22 protein-coding genes are annotated in these 19,927 nt (G+C 67.0%); 6 read left to right on the forward strand and 16 right to left on the reverse strand.

Annotated features, from left to right (window positions below; all coding sequences use genetic code 11):
- Positions 1 to 22: 22 nt before the first annotated feature.
- The 6 genes from LN047_RS15125 to LN047_RS15150 form a co-directional block, all read right to left on the reverse strand.
- Positions 23 to 1,501 carry a hypothetical protein gene (locus LN047_RS15125; RefSeq protein ID WP_373979451.1) on the reverse strand — a complete coding sequence of 493 codons (1,479 nt, stop codon included), beginning with the start codon at positions 1,499 to 1,501 and terminating at the stop codon, positions 23 to 25.
- Positions 1,502 to 1,697: 196 nt separating this feature from the next.
- Positions 1,698 to 1,919: a hypothetical protein gene (locus tag LN047_RS15130; protein ID WP_056318016.1), complete on the reverse strand. Its 222-nt coding sequence runs from the start codon at positions 1,917 to 1,919 to the stop codon at positions 1,698 to 1,700.
- Between the two features lie 8 nt (positions 1,920 to 1,927).
- Positions 1,928 to 2,317, reverse strand: coding sequence for a hypothetical protein (locus tag LN047_RS15135; protein WP_056318013.1), 390 nt, complete (start codon positions 2,315 to 2,317; stop codon positions 1,928 to 1,930).
- A gap of 161 nt (positions 2,318 to 2,478) precedes the next feature.
- On the reverse strand, positions 2,479 to 3,285 hold the full coding sequence (gene hpaI, locus LN047_RS15140) for a 4-hydroxy-2-oxoheptanedioate aldolase (RefSeq protein ID WP_373979452.1): 807 nt from the start codon (positions 3,283 to 3,285) through the stop codon (positions 2,479 to 2,481).
- 27 nt (positions 3,286 to 3,312) lie between these two features.
- On the reverse strand, positions 3,313 to 4,836 hold the full coding sequence (locus LN047_RS15145) for a UxaA family hydrolase (protein ID WP_373979453.1): 1,524 nt from the start codon (positions 4,834 to 4,836) through the stop codon (positions 3,313 to 3,315).
- Between the two features lie 6 nt (positions 4,837 to 4,842).
- Positions 4,843 to 5,865 carry a tripartite tricarboxylate transporter substrate binding protein gene (locus LN047_RS15150; RefSeq protein ID WP_373979454.1) on the reverse strand — a complete coding sequence of 341 codons (1,023 nt, stop codon included), beginning with the start codon at positions 5,863 to 5,865 and terminating at the stop codon, positions 4,843 to 4,845.
- A 174-nt stretch (positions 5,866 to 6,039) separates the two neighbouring features.
- On the opposite strand from LN047_RS15150, the gene LN047_RS15155 reads away from it, so the two are divergent.
- Positions 6,040 to 6,999 (forward strand): LysR substrate-binding domain-containing protein, encoded by a 960-nt coding sequence (locus tag LN047_RS15155; RefSeq protein ID WP_179689156.1) that lies wholly within the window; start codon positions 6,040 to 6,042, stop codon positions 6,997 to 6,999.
- A gap of 37 nt (positions 7,000 to 7,036) precedes the next feature.
- On the opposite strand, the gene LN047_RS15160 is transcribed toward LN047_RS15155, so the two are convergent.
- The 8 genes from LN047_RS15160 to LN047_RS15195 are packed head-to-tail and all read right to left on the reverse strand — an operon-like array spanning position 7,037 to position 13,359.
- Positions 7,037 to 8,038: a metal ABC transporter solute-binding protein, Zn/Mn family gene (locus LN047_RS15160; RefSeq protein ID WP_373979455.1), complete on the reverse strand. Its 1,002-nt coding sequence runs from the start codon at positions 8,036 to 8,038 to the stop codon at positions 7,037 to 7,039.
- On the reverse strand, positions 8,035 to 8,940 hold the full coding sequence (locus LN047_RS15165; protein WP_128829301.1) for a metal ABC transporter permease: 906 nt from the start codon (positions 8,938 to 8,940) through the stop codon (positions 8,035 to 8,037). The genes LN047_RS15160 and LN047_RS15165 overlap by 4 nt, the downstream gene beginning before the upstream one ends.
- Complete coding sequence (locus tag LN047_RS15170; RefSeq protein WP_262760232.1) at positions 8,937 to 9,707, reverse strand: metal ABC transporter ATP-binding protein; 771 nt, start codon at positions 9,705 to 9,707, stop codon at positions 8,937 to 8,939. Before LN047_RS15170 ends, LN047_RS15165 begins: the two co-directional genes overlap by 4 nt.
- Positions 9,704 to 10,657 carry a metal ABC transporter solute-binding protein, Zn/Mn family gene (locus tag LN047_RS15175; RefSeq protein ID WP_373979456.1) on the reverse strand — a complete coding sequence of 318 codons (954 nt, stop codon included), beginning with the start codon at positions 10,655 to 10,657 and terminating at the stop codon, positions 9,704 to 9,706. The genes LN047_RS15170 and LN047_RS15175 overlap by 4 nt, the downstream gene beginning before the upstream one ends.
- 43 nt (positions 10,658 to 10,700) lie before the next feature.
- Entirely contained in the window at positions 10,701 to 11,309 is a 609-nt protein-coding gene (locus tag LN047_RS15180) for a DUF6162 family protein (protein WP_373979457.1), read from the reverse strand.
- Between the two features lie 18 nt (positions 11,310 to 11,327).
- Positions 11,328 to 11,654: a hypothetical protein gene (locus LN047_RS15185; protein ID WP_056317990.1), complete on the reverse strand. Its 327-nt coding sequence runs from the start codon at positions 11,652 to 11,654 to the stop codon at positions 11,328 to 11,330.
- Positions 11,651 to 12,187 (reverse strand): hypothetical protein, encoded by a 537-nt coding sequence (locus LN047_RS15190; RefSeq protein ID WP_056317987.1) that lies wholly within the window; start codon positions 12,185 to 12,187, stop codon positions 11,651 to 11,653. Before LN047_RS15190 ends, LN047_RS15185 begins: the two co-directional genes overlap by 4 nt.
- Positions 12,184 to 13,359: a PepSY-associated TM helix domain-containing protein gene (locus LN047_RS15195; RefSeq protein ID WP_373979458.1), complete on the reverse strand. Its 1,176-nt coding sequence runs from the start codon at positions 13,357 to 13,359 to the stop codon at positions 12,184 to 12,186. Before LN047_RS15195 ends, LN047_RS15190 begins: the two co-directional genes overlap by 4 nt.
- A gap of 209 nt (positions 13,360 to 13,568) precedes the next feature.
- Between LN047_RS15195 and LN047_RS15200 the strand changes: the two genes are divergently transcribed.
- From LN047_RS15200 to LN047_RS15220, 5 genes are all read left to right on the forward strand, one after another.
- Entirely contained in the window at positions 13,569 to 14,030 is a 462-nt protein-coding gene (locus LN047_RS15200; protein ID WP_373979459.1) for a hypothetical protein, read from the forward strand.
- A gap of 73 nt (positions 14,031 to 14,103) precedes the next feature.
- Positions 14,104 to 15,537 carry a PepSY-associated TM helix domain-containing protein gene (locus tag LN047_RS15205; RefSeq protein WP_373979460.1) on the forward strand — a complete coding sequence of 478 codons (1,434 nt, stop codon included), beginning with the start codon at positions 14,104 to 14,106 and terminating at the stop codon, positions 15,535 to 15,537.
- A gap of 1 nt (position 15,538) precedes the next feature.
- On the forward strand, positions 15,539 to 16,096 hold the full coding sequence (locus tag LN047_RS15210) for a hypothetical protein (RefSeq protein ID WP_373979461.1): 558 nt from the start codon (positions 15,539 to 15,541) through the stop codon (positions 16,094 to 16,096).
- Between the two features lie 205 nt (positions 16,097 to 16,301).
- The gene (locus tag LN047_RS15215) at positions 16,302 to 18,362 is read left to right on the forward strand and encodes a TonB-dependent copper receptor (RefSeq protein WP_373979462.1); all 2,061 of its coding nucleotides are present in this window, start codon (positions 16,302 to 16,304) and stop codon (positions 18,360 to 18,362) included.
- A gap of 75 nt (positions 18,363 to 18,437) precedes the next feature.
- Complete coding sequence (locus LN047_RS15220; protein ID WP_056317974.1) at positions 18,438 to 18,635, forward strand: hypothetical protein; 198 nt, start codon at positions 18,438 to 18,440, stop codon at positions 18,633 to 18,635.
- A gap of 37 nt (positions 18,636 to 18,672) precedes the next feature.
- Here LN047_RS15220 and LN047_RS15225 read toward each other — a convergent pair whose 3' ends face one another.
- Together LN047_RS15225 and ppk2 are read right to left on the reverse strand one after the other, a co-directional pair.
- On the reverse strand, positions 18,673 to 18,927 hold the full coding sequence (locus LN047_RS15225) for a hypothetical protein (protein ID WP_062839443.1): 255 nt from the start codon (positions 18,925 to 18,927) through the stop codon (positions 18,673 to 18,675).
- Between the two features lie 48 nt (positions 18,928 to 18,975).
- Positions 18,976 to 19,797: a polyphosphate kinase 2 gene (gene ppk2 / locus LN047_RS15230; RefSeq protein WP_373979463.1), complete on the reverse strand. Its 822-nt coding sequence runs from the start codon at positions 19,795 to 19,797 to the stop codon at positions 18,976 to 18,978.
- Between the last annotated feature and the right edge of the window lie 130 nt (positions 19,798 to 19,927).

Below are 19,927 nucleotides of genomic sequence, written 5' to 3' on the forward strand. Positions count from 1 at the left end.
TGTCCCTGCGCCGTGAAATCCGCTACCCGGAGACGACCACGAGCAGCGCCAGCGACAGCAGGATGCCAAACGCGGCCAGGGCAAACGGCAGTAGTAGAACATACACGCCGCGTTCCTGCCCCCGGCCATGCGCCAAACCGGCCGCAATCGACATCCGAACAGGCGAAAAAATCCCCATCGACGTGCCCGAAACGTGCAGCAGCGCGGCAGCTGCGGGCACGCTTAGGCCAGCCTGAAGCGCTAATGATAGCTGGGATGGCATGAACAGGCTGTTTGGCGCGTTGCCGCTGTTGGCCAGGATGCCGAACGCGCCTGCCAGCAGCGGCGTGATCAGGATAGTCCAGTCGCGCAGGCTCGCAAAGAGGCCGTCGGCGTAGGCCCGCGATATGCCCGCGCCAGCCAGCACCTCGGCCATCATGGCAAACAGGAATACGGACATGACGGCGTGCCGTCCGGTCATCCAGGCGGCGCGCGCCTGTGTCCGCACGGCGCCCGGATGCCGCTGCCAGGCGGCCAGCACCAGCGCACCGGCGATCAGCCAGCTTCCGGCGTGCAGAAACGGCATCCACGGCGGCAGGTCCGCATACGGGCGCATAGCCGCAAGGTCTGAAAGACCGCGATTCAGGCCAGGCACGAGCCGCGTGGCGACCAGCCAGGCGATAAGGGCGATGTAGGGCAACGCGCGGCGCGCTGCCCGCAGCGCCTCGCTGCGGCCGGGCCGGCGGTCCGCCAGGAAGCGCAGCACGATCAGCGGTCCGTACGCGGCGAGCAGTGCCGTTTCCGGCCCCAATAGCGCCGTCGCAGCGGCCAGCAAGGCCAGGCTCGCGGCCATCCAGCCGGCCTCGCGGACCCGCTCGGCGGACGGCGCAGACAACCCCGCGCGCGTGGCGGTGCGCCAGTACAGCGCCAGCCACACTCCCATCAGTAGCGCGACGGGCACCATGCTGTAAAGCGCAAGTTGCGTGGGCGGCACGCGCGCATAGGCCGAGGCCAGCAGCGTGCCGCTGCCCATCGCGCCCCACGGAATCAGCGTCTGGCTGAGCAGCGCAAACACCATGACCTCCCGGGCTCTGAGGCCGAGCGGACGGATCAGCATCACGGTGCCCAGCATGCCCACGCCGAAACCCGTTGCCGATTCGGCGAAAGGGCCGATCAGAAAACAGGCAAAGAACAGTAGCCGGCGCTTCGCCAGCGCATCGGGGCGCCCCGCGTCCGGTGCGCCGCGCGACGTGGCGTCGTTAGCCGAGGCGTGCCCCTGCGCCGCCATCTGCCAGAACAGCAGGCCGCCCAGGATGTAGGGGGTGATGATCCATCCGATCCAGAGCCCGCGTTCCAGCGCAACGGCCAGTTGCGAAGGCGCAAAAGGGGCAGGCGCCGCAAACAGCGCGATGGGCAGGGCCCCCAACAGGCCCAGCGCCGCCGCAACGGTGGTATTGACGCGCCCGCTCGCGATCGCGGCGATCACGGTCAGCGCCGGCAGGGACCACAGCAGGTACATCATTGAGGGAACATCCGCATCGCCCGGGTGAAGTTGCGGCGCAAAGCGTAGCAGCCTCTGGCCGCCGCGGGTAGCCATGCGCGCGGCGGAAGGGGATGAGGATGGAAGAGGGCGCGGCGCCCAAACGCAGGAACGCCGGCTGGCGCTTGCACGCGAGCCGGCGTTCGGGACCTGGAAGATCAGGCCGGTGACGCTCGGATTACTGGTTCGCGCCGCGGATATTGCCCGCGATGCCGCCAGCCGCGCCGCCGATGGCGGCGCCGGTCCAGGCGCTGCCGCCCGCGATCGCGGCAATGCCGGCGCCCGCCGCGGCGCCCATCAAGCCGCCCGTGACGGTGCCTTGCTGTTCCTTGGTCATATTGGTGCATGCGGCCAGCGATGCCATCGCAATGGCCAGACCTATCGTGCGGATCGTCTTCATGGCGGCTCCTAGGGGGTGCGTTTCGTCTTCGTGGCGGGCATGACGATCTCAAACCAGATCGTCTCCACGACAGGGCGATCCAATCGGCTCGGATTGGCGGCATACCAGCGGTCGACGGTATCGCGCACGGAGTCCAGCGTCTGGTTCTGAAGACCCATGGAGAACTTGGGCACCAGGGTTTGGGTATCCGGCACGGCACGGCGTTGCTGGTAGGCCCTTTCGACCTCAAGGACGTTGGCCATGCCCAGCAGATAGGCCTTCTTGAGATTGGCGTCGGATTCGGTCCAGTGCTTGCCCGTGACGATCGGGGCAGGCTCCGCGGGTGCGGCCGTGACAGCCGACCCGAACAGCATCGAGAGGGCTACGGTCGCTGGGCCAAGCAGGTGTTTTACTCGCATCGCATCGCTCCTTTGGGGAACAAAAGATAGAAAACAACCTTCGCGCGCGATTCGGGCGGACGAACCGTGATGGCCGATCGAAAAGCGTACCGATCAATTTATGCCTGAATGCGTGGGCACGCAAGATCAGATTGGCGGGTGGACCGGACCGATTCGCGTCATCAATAAGCGGCCGATGGCGCTGCGGCGGCAGCACTCGCCGCGCCGCGGTCAAAGCTGGCCGCCAGCCGGCGGGCGCTGTTGGCATAGAGCAGGACATCCACGCCAACCGCCACGAACGTGCAGCCCAGCTCCAGGTAGCGGCGCGCCAGGGCGGGGTCCGAGGTCAAGGTGCCGGCAGCTTTGCCGCGCGCGACGATGACCTGCATGGCGCGTTCGATCGCGGCCTGCACATCCGGGTGGCCGGGCCGGCCGCGATAACCCATCGACGCAGCCAGATCCGCCGGCCCGATGAAGACCCCGTCTACGCCCGGCACCTCGCAGATTGCCTCCAGGTTCGACAGCGCTTGCACGGTTTCTGCCTGCACGAGCAGGCAGACTTCATCGTCGGCGACTTCCAGGTAGTCCTCGCGGGCGCTCCAGCGCGACGCGCGTCCCACGGCACTGCCGACCCCGCGGATGCCGTGCGGCGGATAGCGCGTGGCGGCGACCAGCGCGCGCGCCTGGTCGGCCGTGTCCACCATCGGCACCAGCAGGGTTTTTGCGCCGATGTCCAGCATCTGCTTGATGACTGCCGTGTCAGCCGCCACCACGCGCACCACGGGATGCGAACGGTAGGGCGCCACGGTCTGCAACGCCGCAAGTGTTCCGCGCAAGTCGTTCGGGGCGTGCTCACCGTCGATCAGCAGCCAGTCAAAGCCTGCGGTGGCGGAGACCTCGGCCAGATAGGGATCGGCCATGGAGAGCCATAGCCCGACCTGGGCCTGGCGCGCCGCGAGGGCGGCCTTGAAGGGGTTGTGTGCGGGCATGCGTAAAGACTCCAGAAAAGGGGCGGATCAGCTGACGATGCCCAGGTGCCAGGGCACGAATTCGTGGTTGCCCAGGCCCAGGGCTTCGCTCTTGGTGGGTGCGCCCGAGGCCGCGCGCAGGATGTGGTCGAAGATGCGCTGGCCCATCTGCGCGATGTCCACCTCGCCGTCCAGCACCGCGCCGCAGTTGATGTCCATGTCCTGCTCAAGCCGAGCGTACATGCTGCTGTTGCTGGCAAGCTTGAGGGTGGGCGCCGGCTTGGAACCGAACATCGACCCGCGCCCCGTCGTGAAGCAGATCAGGTTGGCCCCGCTGGCGATCTGGCCGGTAACCGCGACCGGGTCGTAGCCGGGCGAATCCATGAACACCAGGCCCGCACGGTCGATGGGTTCGGCGTATTCGTACACGGCTTGCAGCGGCGTCGTGCCGCCCTTCATGGCGGAACCCAGCGATTTTTCGAAGATGTTGGCCAGACCGCCTTGCTGGTTGCCGTGGCCGACGACGCCATTGAACTGCGCGTTGTGCCCGGCCGTGTAGGTTTCCCACCAGGCCAGCCGGTCCAGCAGCTTCTGTCCTACTTCCGGCGTGACGGCGCGGCGCGTCAGCAGGTATTCCACGCCGTGGATTTCGGGGGTTTCCGACAGGATCGCCGTGCCGCCATGGCGCACCAGAATGTCCATGGCCGCGCCCAGCGCCGGATTGGCCGTGATCGCCGAATAACCGTCGGACCCGCCGCATTCCAGGCCGATCTTCAGGTGGCTGGCCGGCACGCTGCTGCGGCGCGCGGCGTTCGCGTGCGGCAGCATTTCCTCCACGGCGCGGATGCCCGCGTCGATGGTGGCGCGCGTGCCGCCCGAGTCCTGCATCACCAGGGTGCGTACCCGCGGATCGCCGGCCAGATTCTGCGAGTCGATCAAGGCGGACACCTGATTGCGCTCGCATCCGAGGCCCACGATCAGCACGCCGGCCAGGTTCGGATGCCGCGCATAGCCGGCCAGCGTGCGCCGCAGGACGTCGAAATGCTCGCTGGGCGAGGACATTCCGCAACCGCTGGTCTGTGCAAACGCGGCCACGCCATCCACGTTGGGATAGGCGACAAGACGCTCGGGCGTGAAATGCTGCGCAATGTGGTGAATGACCGTGGCGGAGCAGTTCACCGACGCGATGATGCCCACGAAATTGCGCGTGCCCACCCGGCCGTCAGCGCGCACATAGCCCTGAAACGTGGCGCGTTGCGCCTCGGGCACCATCGCGACGGGGCGAACGTCGCGGCAGAACGCCGGGTCCCGCTCGAAGTCGGCCAACGCAAGGTTGTGGGCGTGCACGTGGTCGCCCGCCTCGATGTCGCGGGCAGCCACGCCGATGACGGCGTCGTACTTGCGCACCGGTGTGCCCGCGGCAATGCGGCAGGCGGCAATCTTGTGCCCGCCCGGCACCTGCGCGCGCACGCGCAGGCCCAGGTCGGGCACGACCATGCCCAGGGCCAGGGCTTCCCGCGCGACAAGGACATTGTCGTTGGGGTGCAGCCGGATCAGGGGGTTGGCGTTCACGGTGCATCAGCCCTTCTGCAGCATTTCTTTCAATTTCAGGCGCGCGATCAATGCGGTCTCCTGCTGATAGACCGAAGCGACATACGCCTGGTAATCCGGACCGTCCAGGTACATCACCGGCGCGTCGATGCGGTCGGCAACCTGCTTGAAGGCGTCGCTCTTGACGGCGGTGCGGAACGCATCGCGCAGCTTGCGCTCGACGGCGGGGTCCAGGCCCTTGGGCGCGCCGATGCCGTTGGGCGCCTCGACCACGACGTCGTAGCCCAATTCCTTCAGGGTCGGCGCGTCCTTGAAGCGCGAGGCGCGCGATTCGCCCCAGGTCGCCAGCAGGCGCAGTTTTCCTGCCTCGACGTGCGGCGCCCACGAACTGGAATCGGCCAAGAGATCGACCTGGCCACCCAGCACATCCTGCAGCGCGGCCGCGCCGCCCTTGTACGCGATGGCGTTAAACCGCACGCCGGCCGCCATGGCGAACTCTTCCATGCCCACGTGCGTCGCGCCGCCGATACCGGCGTGCCCGTATGTCAATTTGCCCGGGTTGGCCTTGGCGTACGCCACGACTTCCTTGAGCGTCTTGAATGGCGAGGAGGCCAGCACGGCAATGCCGAACGTCTGGCCCGACGTGCGCGCCAGGTAGGTCAGTTCGCTGCGCGGGTCCAGCTGCAACAGGCCAAGTTGCGAAAAGCGCGCGACCGAGATCGGAATCTGGCCGATGGTGTAGCCGTCCGGTTGCGCCTGCGACAGCGACTTCGTGCCGATCATTCCTGACGCGCCGGCGCGATTTTCCACCACGATGGACTGGCCCAGCACGCCCGAGGCCACCTGGCAAAGCGCGCGCATGGATTGGTCCGCCGTGCCGCCCACGGGCCAGGGGCAGATGAAGGTGATGGGACGCTGGGGATAGTCGGCGGCGCGGGCCGTGGCGGGCGCCAGCAGGCCGACCGCGCCAGCGCCGGCGGCCGCGCCCAGACAGGCGGCGCCCGCCAGGAACCTGCGCCTGTCCAGATCGGGGGTAGGGGTGTGCCTCATGTTTTGTCTCCGGATGTCGTTCTTATGGGTCTCGCTTTTATATTCGGGCCCCGGCAAGGCTACGCGGGGGCCCGGACTTATTCTCGTGAGCTTAACCATAACTATCCAATAGAATTGGCGCATCGTTAGATAACGCCGGTGATATGTATCGGCGCCCTGGTATCGGAGTCCTCGATGGCGCATTTGGATCGCGTTTTCCGCTCAAACCTGAAGCTGCGTCACCTCCAACTGGTCGTGGCGCTGGATGAATTCCGGCATTTGGGACGCACGGCCGAATTCATGGCCGTCAGCCAGCCGGCGGTGTCGCGCATGCTGTCGGAGGTCGAATCGATGCTGGGTCTGGCGCTGTTTGCGCGGTCCGTACGCGGCACGGAACCCACGGAGGCCGGCGCCTCGGTCGTGCGCTTTGCGCGCGGCGTGCTCGCGCAATACGCGCGCACCCGCGACGAGATCGACGCCGCCGCAAGCGGCGCGGCGGGCAAGACGCGCGTCGGCGCGATGGCCGTCGCGCTGCCGGTGCTGCTGGCGCGGGCGGTGCACGCCTTGAAGGCGCGGGCGGCGCGTGCGACCGTGCTGATCGAAGAGGGCGACCTGACGCACCTGCTGCCCAAGCTTCGGCTGGGCGAACTGGACCTTTTCGTCGGCAGGTTGGAGCCGGGCTATGCCGCGCCGGATTTGCAGACCGAAGCGTTGTTCGAGGAGCCGATGGTGGTGGTGGCCGCCCCGGGCAGCAAGGTCGCGGGACTGGCACATCCCGGCTGGGAAGATCTGGCGGCATTGCCGTGCGTCATGCCGCCGCCGTGGGCGTCATTGCGCGTCAAGCTGGAGCAGCAATTCCACCAGCACGGGCTGGAACCGTCGTCCGATCTGATGGAAACGTCGTCCTACCTGGCGACGTTGACTTTCATCCGCGAACGCCACGGCGTCGGGTTTCTAGCCCGCTCGGCGGCCAGAAGCTTTCAAGCCCAGGGGCTGTGCCGGATTCTTGCGGTGCCGCTCGCGTTGCCGCTGCCGCCCGTCGGCATCATTACGTTGCGCGAAGCCGGCCTGCCGGCCACCAGCGCGCAACTGATCGATTGCTTGAAAGCGGCTGCGACGGCGCTGTCGGCTGAAGCCGCAGACGGCGCCGGATAAGCCGGCGCGCGTCCATGATGGCACTGCTGGTGGCGATTTACTTGGCCGCCGTGGCAGCGGCGGGCGCCAGCGCTTGCAGCAGGCGCTGCGCGTTGCCCTGCAGGTCCGCGACCGGGTCGGCGCCATCCGTGGCCAGCACGACGGCCTTGGCGCCGCCGGCTTCAATGGCCTGCGAAAGTGCTGGGGTCGGCTCGCGGTGTAAAAGCGCGGCGGCCACGCCGTTGTCCTTCAGCGTGGCGGTCAGCGCAGCCAGCGCCTCGGGCGTCCAGTCCTTGTCGTCGCGCGCCATCGTGTCGACCAGATCCAGATTGAATTCCGCAATCAGGTAGGGCAGGCGTTCGGACAGGCTGACGACCGCGACGTTCTCGGCCTGCGCCAGCCCCGCCTGGCTTTTTGCATTCAGTTCGACCAGCGTGCGCTTGATGTGCGCCAGGTTCTCGCCGATGCGCTTTTCGTCGGACGGGGACAGGCGGCCCAGGTCGGCGGCCACGATGTCGGCCATGCGGCCCAGGTTGACGATGCTGAGCCACGGATAGGCGGCAAACTGGCCGCCGGGGCGCGTGTCGCTTTGCAGCGCGATGCCGTTCAGCGCGCCGTCGAGCGGACGCGCCGCGTCGATCTCGACGATGCGGATATTGGTGCGGCGCGCGTTGGCAAAGAGCGGATCGTCTGGCCAGAGGGAACGCAGGCCCACGGCCGCGTCGGCGGAGGCGGCGGCCTTTTGAAGCGCCGCGCCGCCGCGGCCGCTGAAGTAGGACGTCAGCCGCGTGGCCGGCAGGTTGGCGGGCGCCGCACGTTCGACGCGGATGCTGCTGTCCTTGGCCAGACTGTCGGTCAGGGCGAACACGACCGGGTGGGCGGCCAGCACGGTGACTGCTGCAGGCGCGGTGCTGGCGGTTTCGGGTTGCGCGGCGCGGGCTGCACGGCCGGACTTGGCGGCTTCCTGGGCATGGGCCGTGACGGCGGCGCCCAGGGCGGATGCCATCGCCACCGCCAGGGCGGCGCGGCGCAAGGTGACATAACCTGATTTCAGACTCATGCTGCATTTCCTTTCAGACCGGGGACCAGGCTGCGCGCCAGGGCCGCGATCGCAAACAAGATTCCCGCGACCAGAATGATGGCCGCGCCGGAAGGCACCGGCAGTTCCAGTTCGATGGGCAACATGATGCCGGCGAGCGTGGCGAACATCGCAAACAGCACCGACATCGTAAAAAACCCCTTGAGCGATTGCGCCAGCATCCGCGCCGCGGCGGCCGGAATCACCAGCAGGGCGCCGACCAGGATGGCGCCGATCACCTTGACCGAAGCCACGGTGACCAGCGTCACCAGGATCACAAACAGGTAGTCCATCGCCTTGACGGGTACACCGCGCACGGCGGCAAGCTGCGGATTGAAGCTGGCCAGCATCAGCCGGTTGTAGTTGGGCAGCGCCAGCGCCAACGCCAGCACCGCCACGCACGTCAGCACCGACAGGTCGTTGCTGTTGACGGTGAGCACCGAGCCGAACAGCACGTTCTCCAGGATGTGGATGTTGATGCGCCCGGCCAGCACCAGCAGCAGGCTTGCACCCAACGCCAGCGACACTGACAGGAACACGCCGATCAAGGTGTCCGGCGTAAGACGCGTGCGGTTGCTCAGGAAATTGAGCAGGATGCCGAAGATGAGGCAATAGCTGAACAGGCTGCCATAGGGGCCGGTGTAGGGCTCGCCCAGCAGAATGCCGATCGCCACGCCAGTCAGCGCGGCATGGCCGACCGCTTCCGAGAAGAACGCAAAGCGCTTGACCACGACCAGCGTGCCCAGGCCGCCCAACACCGGCCCGATGATCAGGCCGGCGAGCAGGGCGTTGATGACGAAGCCATAGGCCAGCGAATCGGGCAGCGCGCCGGATTCCGCCGCGCGCTGGATGAGTTGGCGCAGGTTATCGAAAAAGGCGTTCATGCGGCGCGCTCCTGCGGTTGGCCGCCCACGCGCGGACGGGTGGAAAAGAGCGTCAGCAGCCGGTCGGGCGTCAGCACTTGCTTAGGAGGACCGTCGCAAAGCACCTGGCGGTTCAGCCCGGTGACGCGGTCGGCCAGGCGGCCGACGGCCTCCAGGTCATGCTCGATCCAGAGCACGGTCACGCGCTGCGCGCGCCAGCTGTCCAGCAATTGTTCGAACACGCGCACACCGGCTTCGTCCAGCGCCGACATGGGCTCGTCCAGCACCACCATCGATGGGCTGGGCACCAGGCCCTGGGCCAGCAGCACGCGCTGGCGCTCTCCACCCGACAGCGCGCCCATGCGGCGGTTGCGCTTGTCCTGCATGCCCACGCGTTCCAGCGCGGCGGAAATCTCTGCCGACTTTGCGCGCGACAAGCCCAGGAATGCCGGCTTGCGCTGGCACATCGCAGCCATGAAATCGTTGACGGTCATGGGCAGGCCGCGATCGAACTCCAGCGCCTGCGGGATGTAGCCGATGACGCCCGGCCGATCGCCGGGCCACGTCACGCTGAGCTTGCCTCGATGCGGCATCTGGCCCAGCAGCGTCTTGACCAGGGAACTCTTGCCGCCGCCGTTGGGGCCCACCAGCGCGTGCACGCTGCCCGCCGTCACGCTAAAGGCGACATCGCTGAGGATCTCGGTGCGGCCCAGCGTCAGCGAGATCTGCTCGAAGGTCAGCGTGGGGCCGGGCGCGCCCGCCGGGTGCGGGGTCACCGGGCCGGTCACGCGCCGGCCTCTTCAATGGCGCGCACGACGGTAGCCAGGTTTTGCGTCATTTCCTTCTCGAACTGCTCGGCGCTGTATTCGCCGTACGAGATGTGCGACAGCGCGTACAGCTTCACGCCGGTTTCACGCTGGATCGTTTCGACGTACGAGGACGGGAAGTTCAGTTCCGAAAAGATCACCTTGACGTCGGCCGCGCGCAATTGCTCGATGGTGCCCTTGAGCTGGGCCGGGCTGGGCTCGATGCCGTGCGCCGGCTCCACGACGGCCGTGACTTCCAGGCCGAATTCGCGCAGCAGGTAGTCGTACGCGCCGTGGATGGTGGCCACGCGCAGGTCGGCGTTGGGCGCGGAGGCCAACTTGCCCAGCGCATCGGCGCGCAGCTTGCGCAGGCGCTGGCCATAGGCGCGCGCGTTGGCGGTGTACGACTGCGCGTTTGCGGGATCGATACGGCCCAGTTCGCGGGCGATGGTGTTGATCTGCGCGATCGAGGCGGTAATCGACAGGAAGGTGTGCGGATTGACGACCTTGCCCGAATCGCCGCCCCCGCGCGCGGCCATGCCGACTGCGGCCAGCAGCGGCACCTGCGCGTTTGCCTCGATCACCGGGATCTTGGGCTTTTCGCTGGCGGCGATCATGCGGTCCGCGAAGTCATCGTGGCCGATCCCGTTGAGCACGACGACGTCCAACGTGCCGATGCGCTTGATGTCCTCGGCGCGAGGCTCGTAGGCATGCGGATTGAAGCCCACCGGAATCAGCGGCACGACCTCGGCCTTGTCTCCCACGATGTTGGCGACGTAGCTGTAATAAGGATGCAGCGTCACGCCGATCTTCAGACGCTTGGCGTCTTCGGCGTGGGCGGGCGCGGTGAACGCGCCGGCCAGCAGCGCCAGCGCGGCGAGCGGCGCGGCGCAGCGGCGCAGGATCTGGGAGAAAGACGAAAAGGCAGACATAAATCCGTAGGCTCGTGTCGGAAGGCGAAGGGGGAGGGCCCGGTCAGGGCTTGTTCTGGCGGGTAACGCCGGCATCGAACTGGGCGGCGACCTGCAGCCAGCCCGCCGCCGCCAACGCGGTATCGTCGGCGCTTTCCGGGACGCGGGTTGCCGCATTCCGGGCCAGCCAGACATCGGCCTGGGCGGGCGCACTGCCGTCATGGCCATGGCCGTCCTCGGCGTGGCCGTCTTCGGCGCGCATCAGGAACGATCCGGCGAGCTTGGCATCCGCCGTCTGCCCTACATACAGGGCTTTGCCCGCCTGACGCTCCAAGCGCCACACGTGGCCGCCGCGCACGGCGGTGCTGTTGTCGGTGACGAAAGGCGGCAGTCCCTGCGCGGCCAGATCGGCGACCGAGGGCAGCGGCTCGCTGGCTTGCAGGGCAAATCCGATTTCCTCGTAGGCGACGCGCAGGTCGGCGTAGATGCCCTGTTCGGCGGGCGTCAGGTCGCGCCGTGCGTCGATCTGGGTGGCGGCGAGCGGCGCGCTTTCGGGCGGCGCTTCGCGCAGGCCGATATACCCTGCGGCGGCCGCGACGATGACCACGCAGGCGCCCAGCACCGCAAGGGTTTCGTGGCCGGCGCCCGCGGGGCGGATGACTTGTGTGTGCATGCTGCGGTTGGCCGGGGCTTACTGGATGTCGACGTGGTCGATCTCGACCACGTGGCCGGGACCCGCGTCAAACAGGACGTAGAACTCGCCGTTCGGCCGCTTGAACGACATCTTGGAATCCGCGTCCAGCTTGCCCGGCACGAGGATCTGTTCGTCGTAGGAGATGACGTCCATGGTGACGCCGGCCGCGCCGCTGCCGTCGGAAAATCCGCCGGTGCACTGGATCTGTTCCTTGCCCTCGGCCTTGCATTCGGCCATCGGATTGTGCGCCAGGGCCGAAGCGCTGGCGGTCAACAGCGCGCCAAGCAGGGCGGCGCGAAAGCGGTTCGCAAAAACTGCGTTCATCGGGATGCTCCTTGTTTCTTCAGCCACTCGACGGTGGCGGGTGAGGCGGTGGCGATGGGCCACGCCGCCTGGTGCACCGAACCGTCCCAGCCCTCCGCCGTGATCCACAGATCGGCGTCCGGGGTGGTGCGCGGAGGAATCGGCACGGTGGCAAAGGCCCGGTGCGGGCTGCCAAAGAAGATCGAGCCCGCGGCGCGCAGGCTTCGCGGCTTGCCCACGCGCACGTAGACCGCACGAATCTGGTCCTTGCAGCCTTCGCATTGCGCCATGGTGAAAGTCTTGACCATGCCGGCCGGATCGGACTTGGGCGGTTCGACCTGCCATTCGGCAAGCTGCAGCTTCCACGGGCCGACCTGCAGGTCGCCGGCGGGTCGCTGGCCCAGGCCCATCGACCCGCGCGACAACGCCAGGTCGTCGAAATACTTCGGGACGTAGAGGATCGGCAGGATGAGCAGCAGCGCGCTCAGGTGAAAGCGCCAGCGGCGCCAGAGGCTGGGCTTGGGCGCGGCGGCGAGGGTGGCGGTCTTGCTCATTCGGTCACCTCACGGGCGTCGGTGCGGGCTGCGCGGGCAGGGCGCAGCGCCTTGGCGGTGGCTTGCGCGGTGCGCTTGGTCCAGATCAGCAGGCCGCTCAGCGACATCATCGTCAGCAGCAGGCCAAACAGGAACCACACCAGCTTCAGCCAGAATCCGCCGAAGTCGCCGGTGTGCAGCGGCCGCATGGATTCGGTGAAAAATTCCAGGCCGCTGCGATCGGACAGGCGGCGCACTTCCTCGACGGCGCCGTTGTACGGATTGATCTTGGCGTATTGGTACATCAGCGGATAGGCGCCGCGGCCCGAGATGGTGATCGGGTCATAGGCATTGCCGGGGAAAAACACCTGCTGCGTCTCCAGGCCGGGCAGCTCGCGCTCGGCAATGCCGACGATCTGGTCGAGCGGCAGGCGTTTGACGGTGTCGCCGGGCGCGACGGTCGGCACCTGGTCGCGCGCCACGACGGCGGGGACGCCCTGCGTGGAGATCGTGGTGGCCGTATCGAACAGCACGGCCTGCACCAGGAACCAGATCGCGCTGACCGAGATCAGCAGGATGAACCAGACGGACCACAACCCCGACAGGCGGTGGAAGTCGCCCCAGAAAATCCGGGCGCCCTGGCCGACGCGCAGGCGCGGCTTCTGGAAATACGCGCGCCAGAACCGTTTGTAGACGACGAGACCCGTGATGAGTGACAGCAGCATCGGCACGGACAGCAGCGACACCAGATACCAACCCCAGCTATAGCCATTCGTGAACGGAATCAACAGCCAGCCGTGCAACGCGCGCATGAACTGGCGCAGGTCAAAGTTCAGGGCAGGGCCTTGAACATCGCCGGTATAGGGATTGACGTAAATGGATGTGAATCGCGCGCCGGGATATCCGACCGAGGCCGTCAGGGCGAATTGGGATTCCTCGGGCCAGGACAGCCGCTGCACGGAAGCGTCGGGCTCTTGCTTGGCGATGGCGTCCATCAAATCCTGGTAGCCCATGCGCGGGGTTTCGGCATCGGGCGCCTGGGCGCGAACGGCGGGATTGATGAGCCAGACGATTTCCTGGCTGATGACGGCGATGGTTCCGGTCGCACAGATGAAGAATAGGAAAATCCAGATCGGCAAGGCCAGCCAACTGTGGACGAGAAACCATAATTTGGAGCGCGATGGCTTGGCCATTCGAGAACTGTCCGAAGAACGTGAGAAGTGAATCTGGTCCCATTTAAGGGCGGCGTAAGGTGGAATTCTACCAAGAATCGTTCTCAATTGTCTTAGCGACTGGCTTTGGATCTGTACTGCTCCCGTGGCCGCGCTCGCGGCGTGATGACGCGACTGATGATTAAAATGCCCCCTCGGCGCCCCAATCGGCCGCCGCCCGGAACCTCCGCATGCATGCCTTTCCGTCCTCGCCGTCCTTGCGCCCAGCCGCTGCCGTCGCCCTTGCGCGGCTGCTTCTGCTGGTGTTGCTGGCCGCGCGGGCGCTGGTGCCCACCGGCTACATGCCGGATGTGCAGGCGCTCAAGCAGGGCCGTTTCGCGCTGGGCTTCTGCGCGGCCGGGGGTGGCGTTTTTCCCGGCATGCCGGGTCTGGCCGACCCGCACGCGCATGCCGGCGACTCGCATGGCCATCACGGGCACCCCGTTTCCTCCGGACACGTCGGCGCCGGTCAGGAATGTCCGTTTGGGCTGAGCGCGCACCCGGCACTGCTGTCGCCGCCAGCCTTGACGCTGATCCCCATGCTGCTCGGCTGGCGGGTGGAGCCAGCGCCGCCAGCCGACAGTCCGCGGCCCCCCATGCCGGCCGCCGGCCCGCCGCTGGGCCAACGCGCGCCGCCTCGAATCATCGGATGACATTCGTCGCCGTGCGCCTTGCGCGCACGCTGGCCGCCCCTTGCGGGCGGCGTCCGTTGTTGTCGAGACCCTTATGACCACTGATACTCTGGTTAGCCCCGCCGCGTCCGCGCGGCCGCGGACCGCGAGCGGCAGCGCTTTTCTCGCGCTGCTCACCCGGCTGCATTTCTATATAGGCCTGTTCGTCGGCCCCTTCATCCTGGTGGCGGCAGTGACCGGCACCCTGTTCGTCCTGACTCCGCAACTGGAAAGCGTCATCTACGCCGACCAGTTGCGTACGGACTCCGCCGGCACCGCGCAGCCCTTGGCCGCGCAGGTCGAGGCGGCACGGGCGCGCATCGGCCCGGGTCCGCGCCTTTTTGCCGTCCGGCCCGCACCCGGACCGGGCGAGACCACGCGCGTCATGTTCATGCAGCCCGGCATGGGCGACTCCGAATCCCGTGCGCTGTTTGTCGATCCCGTCACCCTGGCCATCAAGGGCGACATGGTCGTCTACGGGACCAGCGGCACGCTGCCTTTCCGGACCAAACTGGACTACCTGCACCGCAATCTGATGCTGGGCGACCTGGGCCGCAACTACAGCGAGCTGGCGGCGTCGTGGTTGTGGGTGGCCACGCTTGGGGGCCTTGTGCTGTGGTTTGCACGCCGGAGCCGCGACAAGGCGGCGGCAGCGCGCAGTCCGCGCCTGCGCGCGCGGCGCTGGCACGGGCTGTTGGGGCTGTGGATCGGGATCGGCCTGGTGTTCTTCTCGGCCACGGGGCTGACCTGGTCGAACTGGGCGGGCGCGCGCGTGGACCAACTGCGGGCCCAATTGGGATGGATTACACCGGCGGTGTCGCTGAAACTGCCGGCCGCCGGGTCGCCGGCCGCCGGATCGCCGGCCGCCGGTTCTCCAGCCGTGCCCGAGGGCGGCGAGCACGCCCATCATCATGGCGGCCAGCATGACCACGCCGCCATGATGATGGCGCCGGACAACGTGGCCTCCGGCTTTGACCGCGTGCTGCAGTCGGCCCGGCAGGGCGGCATCGACAGCAGCCAGCTCGAAATCCGCCCGCCGCGCGGTGAAGGCCAGGCCTGGATGGTGCGCGAGGTGGACCGCTCCTGGCCCACGCAAGTCGACACCATTGCGGTGGATCCGTCGACCTACGCCATCACGAGCCGCGCGGACTTCGACACCTTTCCGCTCATCGCCAAGCTGATCCGGTGGGGCGTGGACATGCACATGGGGATCCTGTTCGGCTGGCCCAATCAGCTCTTGATGGCCGCCATGGGCATCGCGCTGACGGCGATGATCGTCCTGGGTTACCGGATGTGGTGGCTGCGCCGGCCGGCAGCCGAGGCAGGGCAGACGCTGACGCAGGCGTGGCGCGAGCTGTCCTGGCCGGGCCGCATCGCGACGGCGGCTGTCGCGCTCGCGCTGGGCTGGTGCCTGCCGGTCATGGGCGTGAGCCTCGCCGTGTTCCTCGTGATCGACGTGTTGCGGTGGTTGGTGGCCAAACGCGGTTGACATGTGTCAACGGGCGGTGCAGATCGCGGGCGGCGGGCCGGATTCGGCGCCAGATCCGCGCTACCATCTGCGCCGTCAAGGGGATCCGATGTACCGATGCGCCACTGCTGCAAGACGATGGGTTTCGCTGTTCGCAGCGGCCCTGTTCGTCTTTCAGGCCCTGATCGCCTCGGCGGCGCTCGCCGGATCCGGCGGCGCCGGCGGGGCAGGGGGATCCCCAGTCTTCGGGGCCACCACCATCATCTGCACGGCCAGCGGGCCACGCGTGGTCACCATTGGGCAGGAAGGCGCCGTACCAGGCGACACCCCGGGCTCCATCCCAGGCGCGCACCAAGACGCCACCCCGGAAGCCGCGCAACATAGCGGCGCCATGCCGCACTGCTGCGTCGCGGGGTGCGCCATGCTGGGCGGCGCCTCGCTGCCGGCCTTGTGGCTGCTTGCGTGGCTGCTGCCCACCTTGGCCCAGCCTGACGCGCCGCCCGCCACCCACGATCCTCACTTCTCCAGTGCGCTCGCGCGTCTGCCGCAGCAGCCGCGTGCGCCGCCATCCGCCGCCTGACGGCTTTCCTCCCTGCATTTTCGGCTTGCATCGCGCCGCCCACCGCTAGCGGGCGCGGCGCCGACCGCTGACGCCTGTCCGCCTGTCCGCTCGCGGCCTGGCCCCCGATCCGTGGGGTCAGGCGCCGGGGCGTGCCTGCGCGCGGCCTTGGCGCACAAGACGGCAAGCCACGACCTCCCCATTCCACGTTGGACCCGATTCCGATATGTGCAAGCAACAGCAATTTCTACGCATGACCTGCCTGGCCGCCGCCATGGCCGCGACGTTCTCCGCCGGGGCACAATCCGCTCCCGACGGCGTGACCACGCTCGACCCCGTGGTCATCACGGGCGTTGCGCCCAGCGCGCCCCTGACATTCACGACCGATCCCAAGCTGCCGCGCCAACCGCTGCCGGCCAGCGACGGCACCGACTATCTCAAGACCATTCCGGGGTTTTCGGCCATCCGTAACGGCGGCACCAACGGCGATCCGGTGCTGCGCGGCATGTTCGGTTCGCGCCTGAACATCCTGACCAACGGCACCGCCATGCCCGGCGCCTGCCCCTCGCGCATGGACGCGCCCAGTTCCTACATTTCCCCCGAGAACTTCGACCAGCTCACCGTCATCAAGGGACCGCAGACCGTGCTGTGGGGGCCGGGCGCGTCGGCAGGCACCGTCCGCTTCGATCGGCATACGCCTGCGTTCACCGAGCCGGGCGTGCGCTTTGACGGCAGCCTGACGGGCGGCTCGTTTGGACGCAACGACCAGACGGCGGACCTGACCGCCGGCAACGAGAAGGTCTACACCCGATTCACCGCCAACCACTCGCATTCGCAGGACTACAAGGACGGCGACGGCAACACCGTGCCGTCGCGCTGGGACAAATGGAACGCGGATGTGGCGCTGGGATTCACGCCGGACGCGGACACCCTCTATGAATTGACCGCCGGCACCGGCGACGGCGAGGCCCGCTATGCCGGCCGCGGCATGGACGGTTCGCAGTTCAAACGGGAAAGCTTTGGACTTCGGTTTGAAAAACGTAACCTCGGCGAAGTGCTGAACCAGGTGCAGGCGCAGCTCTATTACAACTACGCCGACCACGTCATGGACAACTACACCCTGCGCGCGCCCGACCCCTCAAGCTCCATGGCGATGCCCATGGCGTCGGACGTGGACCGGGCCACCTGGGGCGGGCGCTTCGCCAGCACCTGGACCCTGTCGCCGGACGTGAATCTGGAGGCCGGGGTGGACTTCCAGCGGAGCCGCCACCGCGCCCGCAGCGGCACGGACACGGTGTCGTACCGCAGCCAACGGTGGGTCAAGGATGCAGATTTTTCCAACACGGGTGTTTTTGGCGAACTGACCTGGCGCGCCGCGCCGGACAGCCGCGTGATTGGCGGAGCCCGCGTGGATTGGGCATCGGCCAAGGATTTCCGCCAGACCACGGGCGGCCAGATGATGCCCATGCCCAACCCGACGGCAGGCGAGCGCCGCGACGACACGCTGCCCAGCGGCTTTCTGCGCTATGAAAGGGATCTGGCGTCGCTGCCCGCCACGGTGTACATCGGCCTGGGCCACGTCGAGCGGTTTCCCGACTACTGGGAATTATTCTCGCCCAAGCGCGGGCCCGCCGGTTCGGTCAACGCCTTCCAGGGCGTCAAGCCGGAAAAGACCACCCAGCTGGACTTCGGCGCGCAGTACAAGACCGAATCGCTCGACGCCTGGTTCTCCGGGTACGCGGGATACGTAGACGACTTCATTCTTTTCAACTACACGTCCGGCGGGATGATGGGCGCCACCTCACAAGCGACCAACGTAGATGCCCGAATCTTCGGCGGGGAGTTCGGCGCCACGTACGCCGTGTCGCCCCGCTGGAAACTGGGTGCGACGCTGGCCTACGCCTGGGGCCAGAACCGCAGCGACGGCAGGGCGCTGCCCCAGATCCCCCCGCTGGAAGCCAAGCTCAGCGCCGCCTATGACGACGGCACCTGGACGGCCGGCGCCCTGTGGCGCATCGTCGCGCCGCAAAAGCGCTACGCGCTCAATGAGGGCAATGTCGTCGGCAAGGATTTCGGCCCCAGCGCCGGTTTTGGCGTCTTCTCCGTCAATGCGGGCTATGTGGTGAATCCGCAGGTCCGACTGTCCCTGGGCGTGGACAACGTGTTGGACAAGACCTACAGCGAACACCTGAACCTGGCCGGAAATGCGGGTTTCGGATATCCAGCGGGGACAGCCGTGAACGAACCCGGACGCAGCGTCTGGGCCCGGGTCAGTATCCGATACTGACAACGGAAATGGGTTGGGCACGCTACTTGCTGAAAGGGGGGCTGAGGGTCATTCCTTGTCTTATGGAGAAGCATCATGGAAGCTTTCAAGTACACGCCCACCCTGTCCACCCCCCAGCCGATGACCAACGGCGAACGCTGCGCGTTGCGCACCCTGGCTGCCGCGCAGCAACTTTTGCACCCGGAACGTCCGCCCGCCGTCATGATGTCGACGGTCGAGGCCGAGCTGGCGAAATATGTAAAAGAGACTTACCGTCCGCGCACGGCGTGGTGAGCCGCGGGGGTAGGGCGCCGCTGCCCTCGGGCGCCCCTCACTCGATCGGCGCTCGCATGACCAGCGCCGAAACGGTATGGTTTTTCCAGAATACCTGATGGATCCGGGGCAGCAAGGCTTGCAGCTCCGGTTCCGTCGCGCCCGTAAAGGTCACCAGCACTGCGGGCCGGTCGCCTTCGCTGGGGACGCGTTTGACGTGATCCGGCGATGGAAACCCGTACTTCGTCAGGAAGGTGCGAATCTCGTCGTCGGTGGTGGTTTCCTCAACCTGATTGATGAGCAGCGCTGCCATGGCTGGACCTCCGGGGAAGGGGCGCTTCGCGCGTCAGGACGTGTCGCGTCAGAACTTTTCGGGCACGAACCGGATTGGATGCTCCGGCTGCTCGTATCCCTTGGCCTTTTGCCGCTTGGGTAGCGCAATCTTTTCCCTCGGGCCGACCTTGTAGGGAATGTGTTCCAGCAGATGGCTGATGATATTGAGCCGCGCCCGCTTCTTGTCATCGGATCCGCACACATACCAAGGCGAGATGGCCGTATCCGAGGCCTTGAACATGTCATCCCGCGCCCGTGAATAGTCGTACCAGCGGCTGTACGAATCCAGGTCCATCTTGGTCAGCTTCCAGGTCTTGCGCGGGTCGTTGATGCGCGACTGCAGCCGGCGCGTCTGTTCCGCCTCGCTCACTTCCAGCCAATACTTGAAGAGCAGGATGCCGGAGTCGATCATCACCCGCTCCACCAGCGGCACGGCCTTCAGGAAGGTGTCGACCTGCGCCTGGGAGCAGAACCCCATGACGCGTTCCACGCCCGCCCGGTTGTACCAACTGCGGTCGAAGATCACGACTTCGCCGGCGGCGGGCAGGTGGGGAAGATAACGCTGCATGTACATCTGGGACTTCTCGCGGTCGGTGGGCGCGGGCAACGCCACGATGCGAAAAACGCGGGGGCTGACGCGCTCGGTCAGGGCCTTGATCGTGCCGCCTTTTCCTGCGCCGTCACGCCCTTCGAACACGATGCACACCTTCGCGCCGGTCTCCTGCACCCATTGCTGCAGCTTGACCAGTTCGGCGTGCAATTGCGCCAATTCCTTCTCGTACTGCTTCCTGGACAATCCGGCCTCTTCGGCGGCCTCGGAGGTGTCCTTTTGTTTTTTTTTGCCGGCCATCGTCGCACTCCGAAAAGTTCCGCCACGAATCAAGGCGCATCGCGGCGCCGCCCGTGAAGTGAATATATTGCCGATTCGATGCCATTTGGGAACGCGTTACCAATGGTTTTATGGTGCCGCAACGCACTCC

It is taken from the genome of Achromobacter sp. JD417, from assembly GCF_041879325.1.
Lineage (GTDB): Bacteria > Pseudomonadota > Gammaproteobacteria > Burkholderiales > Burkholderiaceae_B > Achromobacter > Achromobacter mucicolens.

What these genes read in the sequence shown, in the direction of transcription:
- LN047_RS15125 (WP_373979451.1), bottom strand. Translation starts at nt 1,501, where the DNA reads ATGATGTACCTGCTGTGGTCCCTGCCGGCGCTGACCGTGATCGCCGCG.
- LN047_RS15130 (WP_056318016.1), bottom strand. Translation starts at nt 1,919, where the DNA reads ATGAAGACGATCCGCACGATAGGTCTGGCCATTGCGATGGCATCGCTG.
- LN047_RS15135 (WP_056318013.1), bottom strand. Translation starts at nt 2,317, where the DNA reads ATGCGAGTAAAACACCTGCTTGGCCCAGCGACCGTAGCCCTCTCGATG.
- hpaI (WP_373979452.1), bottom strand. Translation starts at nt 3,285, where the DNA reads ATGCCCGCACACAACCCCTTCAAGGCCGCCCTCGCGGCGCGCCAGGCC.
- LN047_RS15150 (WP_373979454.1), bottom strand. Translation starts at nt 5,865, where the DNA reads ATGAGGCACACCCCTACCCCCGATCTGGACAGGCGCAGGTTCCTGGCG.
- LN047_RS15155 (WP_179689156.1), top strand. Translation starts at nt 6,040, where the DNA reads ATGGCGCATTTGGATCGCGTTTTCCGCTCAAACCTGAAGCTGCGTCAC.
- LN047_RS15160 (WP_373979455.1), bottom strand. Translation starts at nt 8,038, where the DNA reads ATGAGTCTGAAATCAGGTTATGTCACCTTGCGCCGCGCCGCCCTGGCG.
- LN047_RS15165 (WP_128829301.1), bottom strand. Translation starts at nt 8,940, where the DNA reads ATGAACGCCTTTTTCGATAACCTGCGCCAACTCATCCAGCGCGCGGCG.
- LN047_RS15175 (WP_373979456.1), bottom strand. Translation starts at nt 10,657, where the DNA reads ATGTCTGCCTTTTCGTCTTTCTCCCAGATCCTGCGCCGCTGCGCCGCG.
- LN047_RS15180 (WP_373979457.1), bottom strand. Translation starts at nt 11,309, where the DNA reads ATGCACACACAAGTCATCCGCCCCGCGGGCGCCGGCCACGAAACCCTT.
- LN047_RS15185 (WP_056317990.1), bottom strand. Translation starts at nt 11,654, where the DNA reads ATGAACGCAGTTTTTGCGAACCGCTTTCGCGCCGCCCTGCTTGGCGCG.
- LN047_RS15190 (WP_056317987.1), bottom strand. Translation starts at nt 12,187, where the DNA reads ATGAGCAAGACCGCCACCCTCGCCGCCGCGCCCAAGCCCAGCCTCTGG.
- LN047_RS15195 (WP_373979458.1), bottom strand. Translation starts at nt 13,359, where the DNA reads ATGGCCAAGCCATCGCGCTCCAAATTATGGTTTCTCGTCCACAGTTGG.
- LN047_RS15200 (WP_373979459.1), top strand. Translation starts at nt 13,569, where the DNA reads ATGCATGCCTTTCCGTCCTCGCCGTCCTTGCGCCCAGCCGCTGCCGTC.
- LN047_RS15205 (WP_373979460.1), top strand. Translation starts at nt 14,104, where the DNA reads ATGACCACTGATACTCTGGTTAGCCCCGCCGCGTCCGCGCGGCCGCGG.
- LN047_RS15210 (WP_373979461.1), top strand. Translation starts at nt 15,539, where the DNA reads ATGTGTCAACGGGCGGTGCAGATCGCGGGCGGCGGGCCGGATTCGGCG.
- LN047_RS15215 (WP_373979462.1), top strand. Translation starts at nt 16,302, where the DNA reads ATGTGCAAGCAACAGCAATTTCTACGCATGACCTGCCTGGCCGCCGCC.
- LN047_RS15220 (WP_056317974.1), top strand. Translation starts at nt 18,438, where the DNA reads ATGGAAGCTTTCAAGTACACGCCCACCCTGTCCACCCCCCAGCCGATG.
- LN047_RS15225 (WP_062839443.1), bottom strand. Translation starts at nt 18,927, where the DNA reads ATGGCAGCGCTGCTCATCAATCAGGTTGAGGAAACCACCACCGACGAC.
- ppk2 (WP_373979463.1), bottom strand. Translation starts at nt 19,797, where the DNA reads ATGGCCGGCAAAAAAAAACAAAAGGACACCTCCGAGGCCGCCGAAGAG.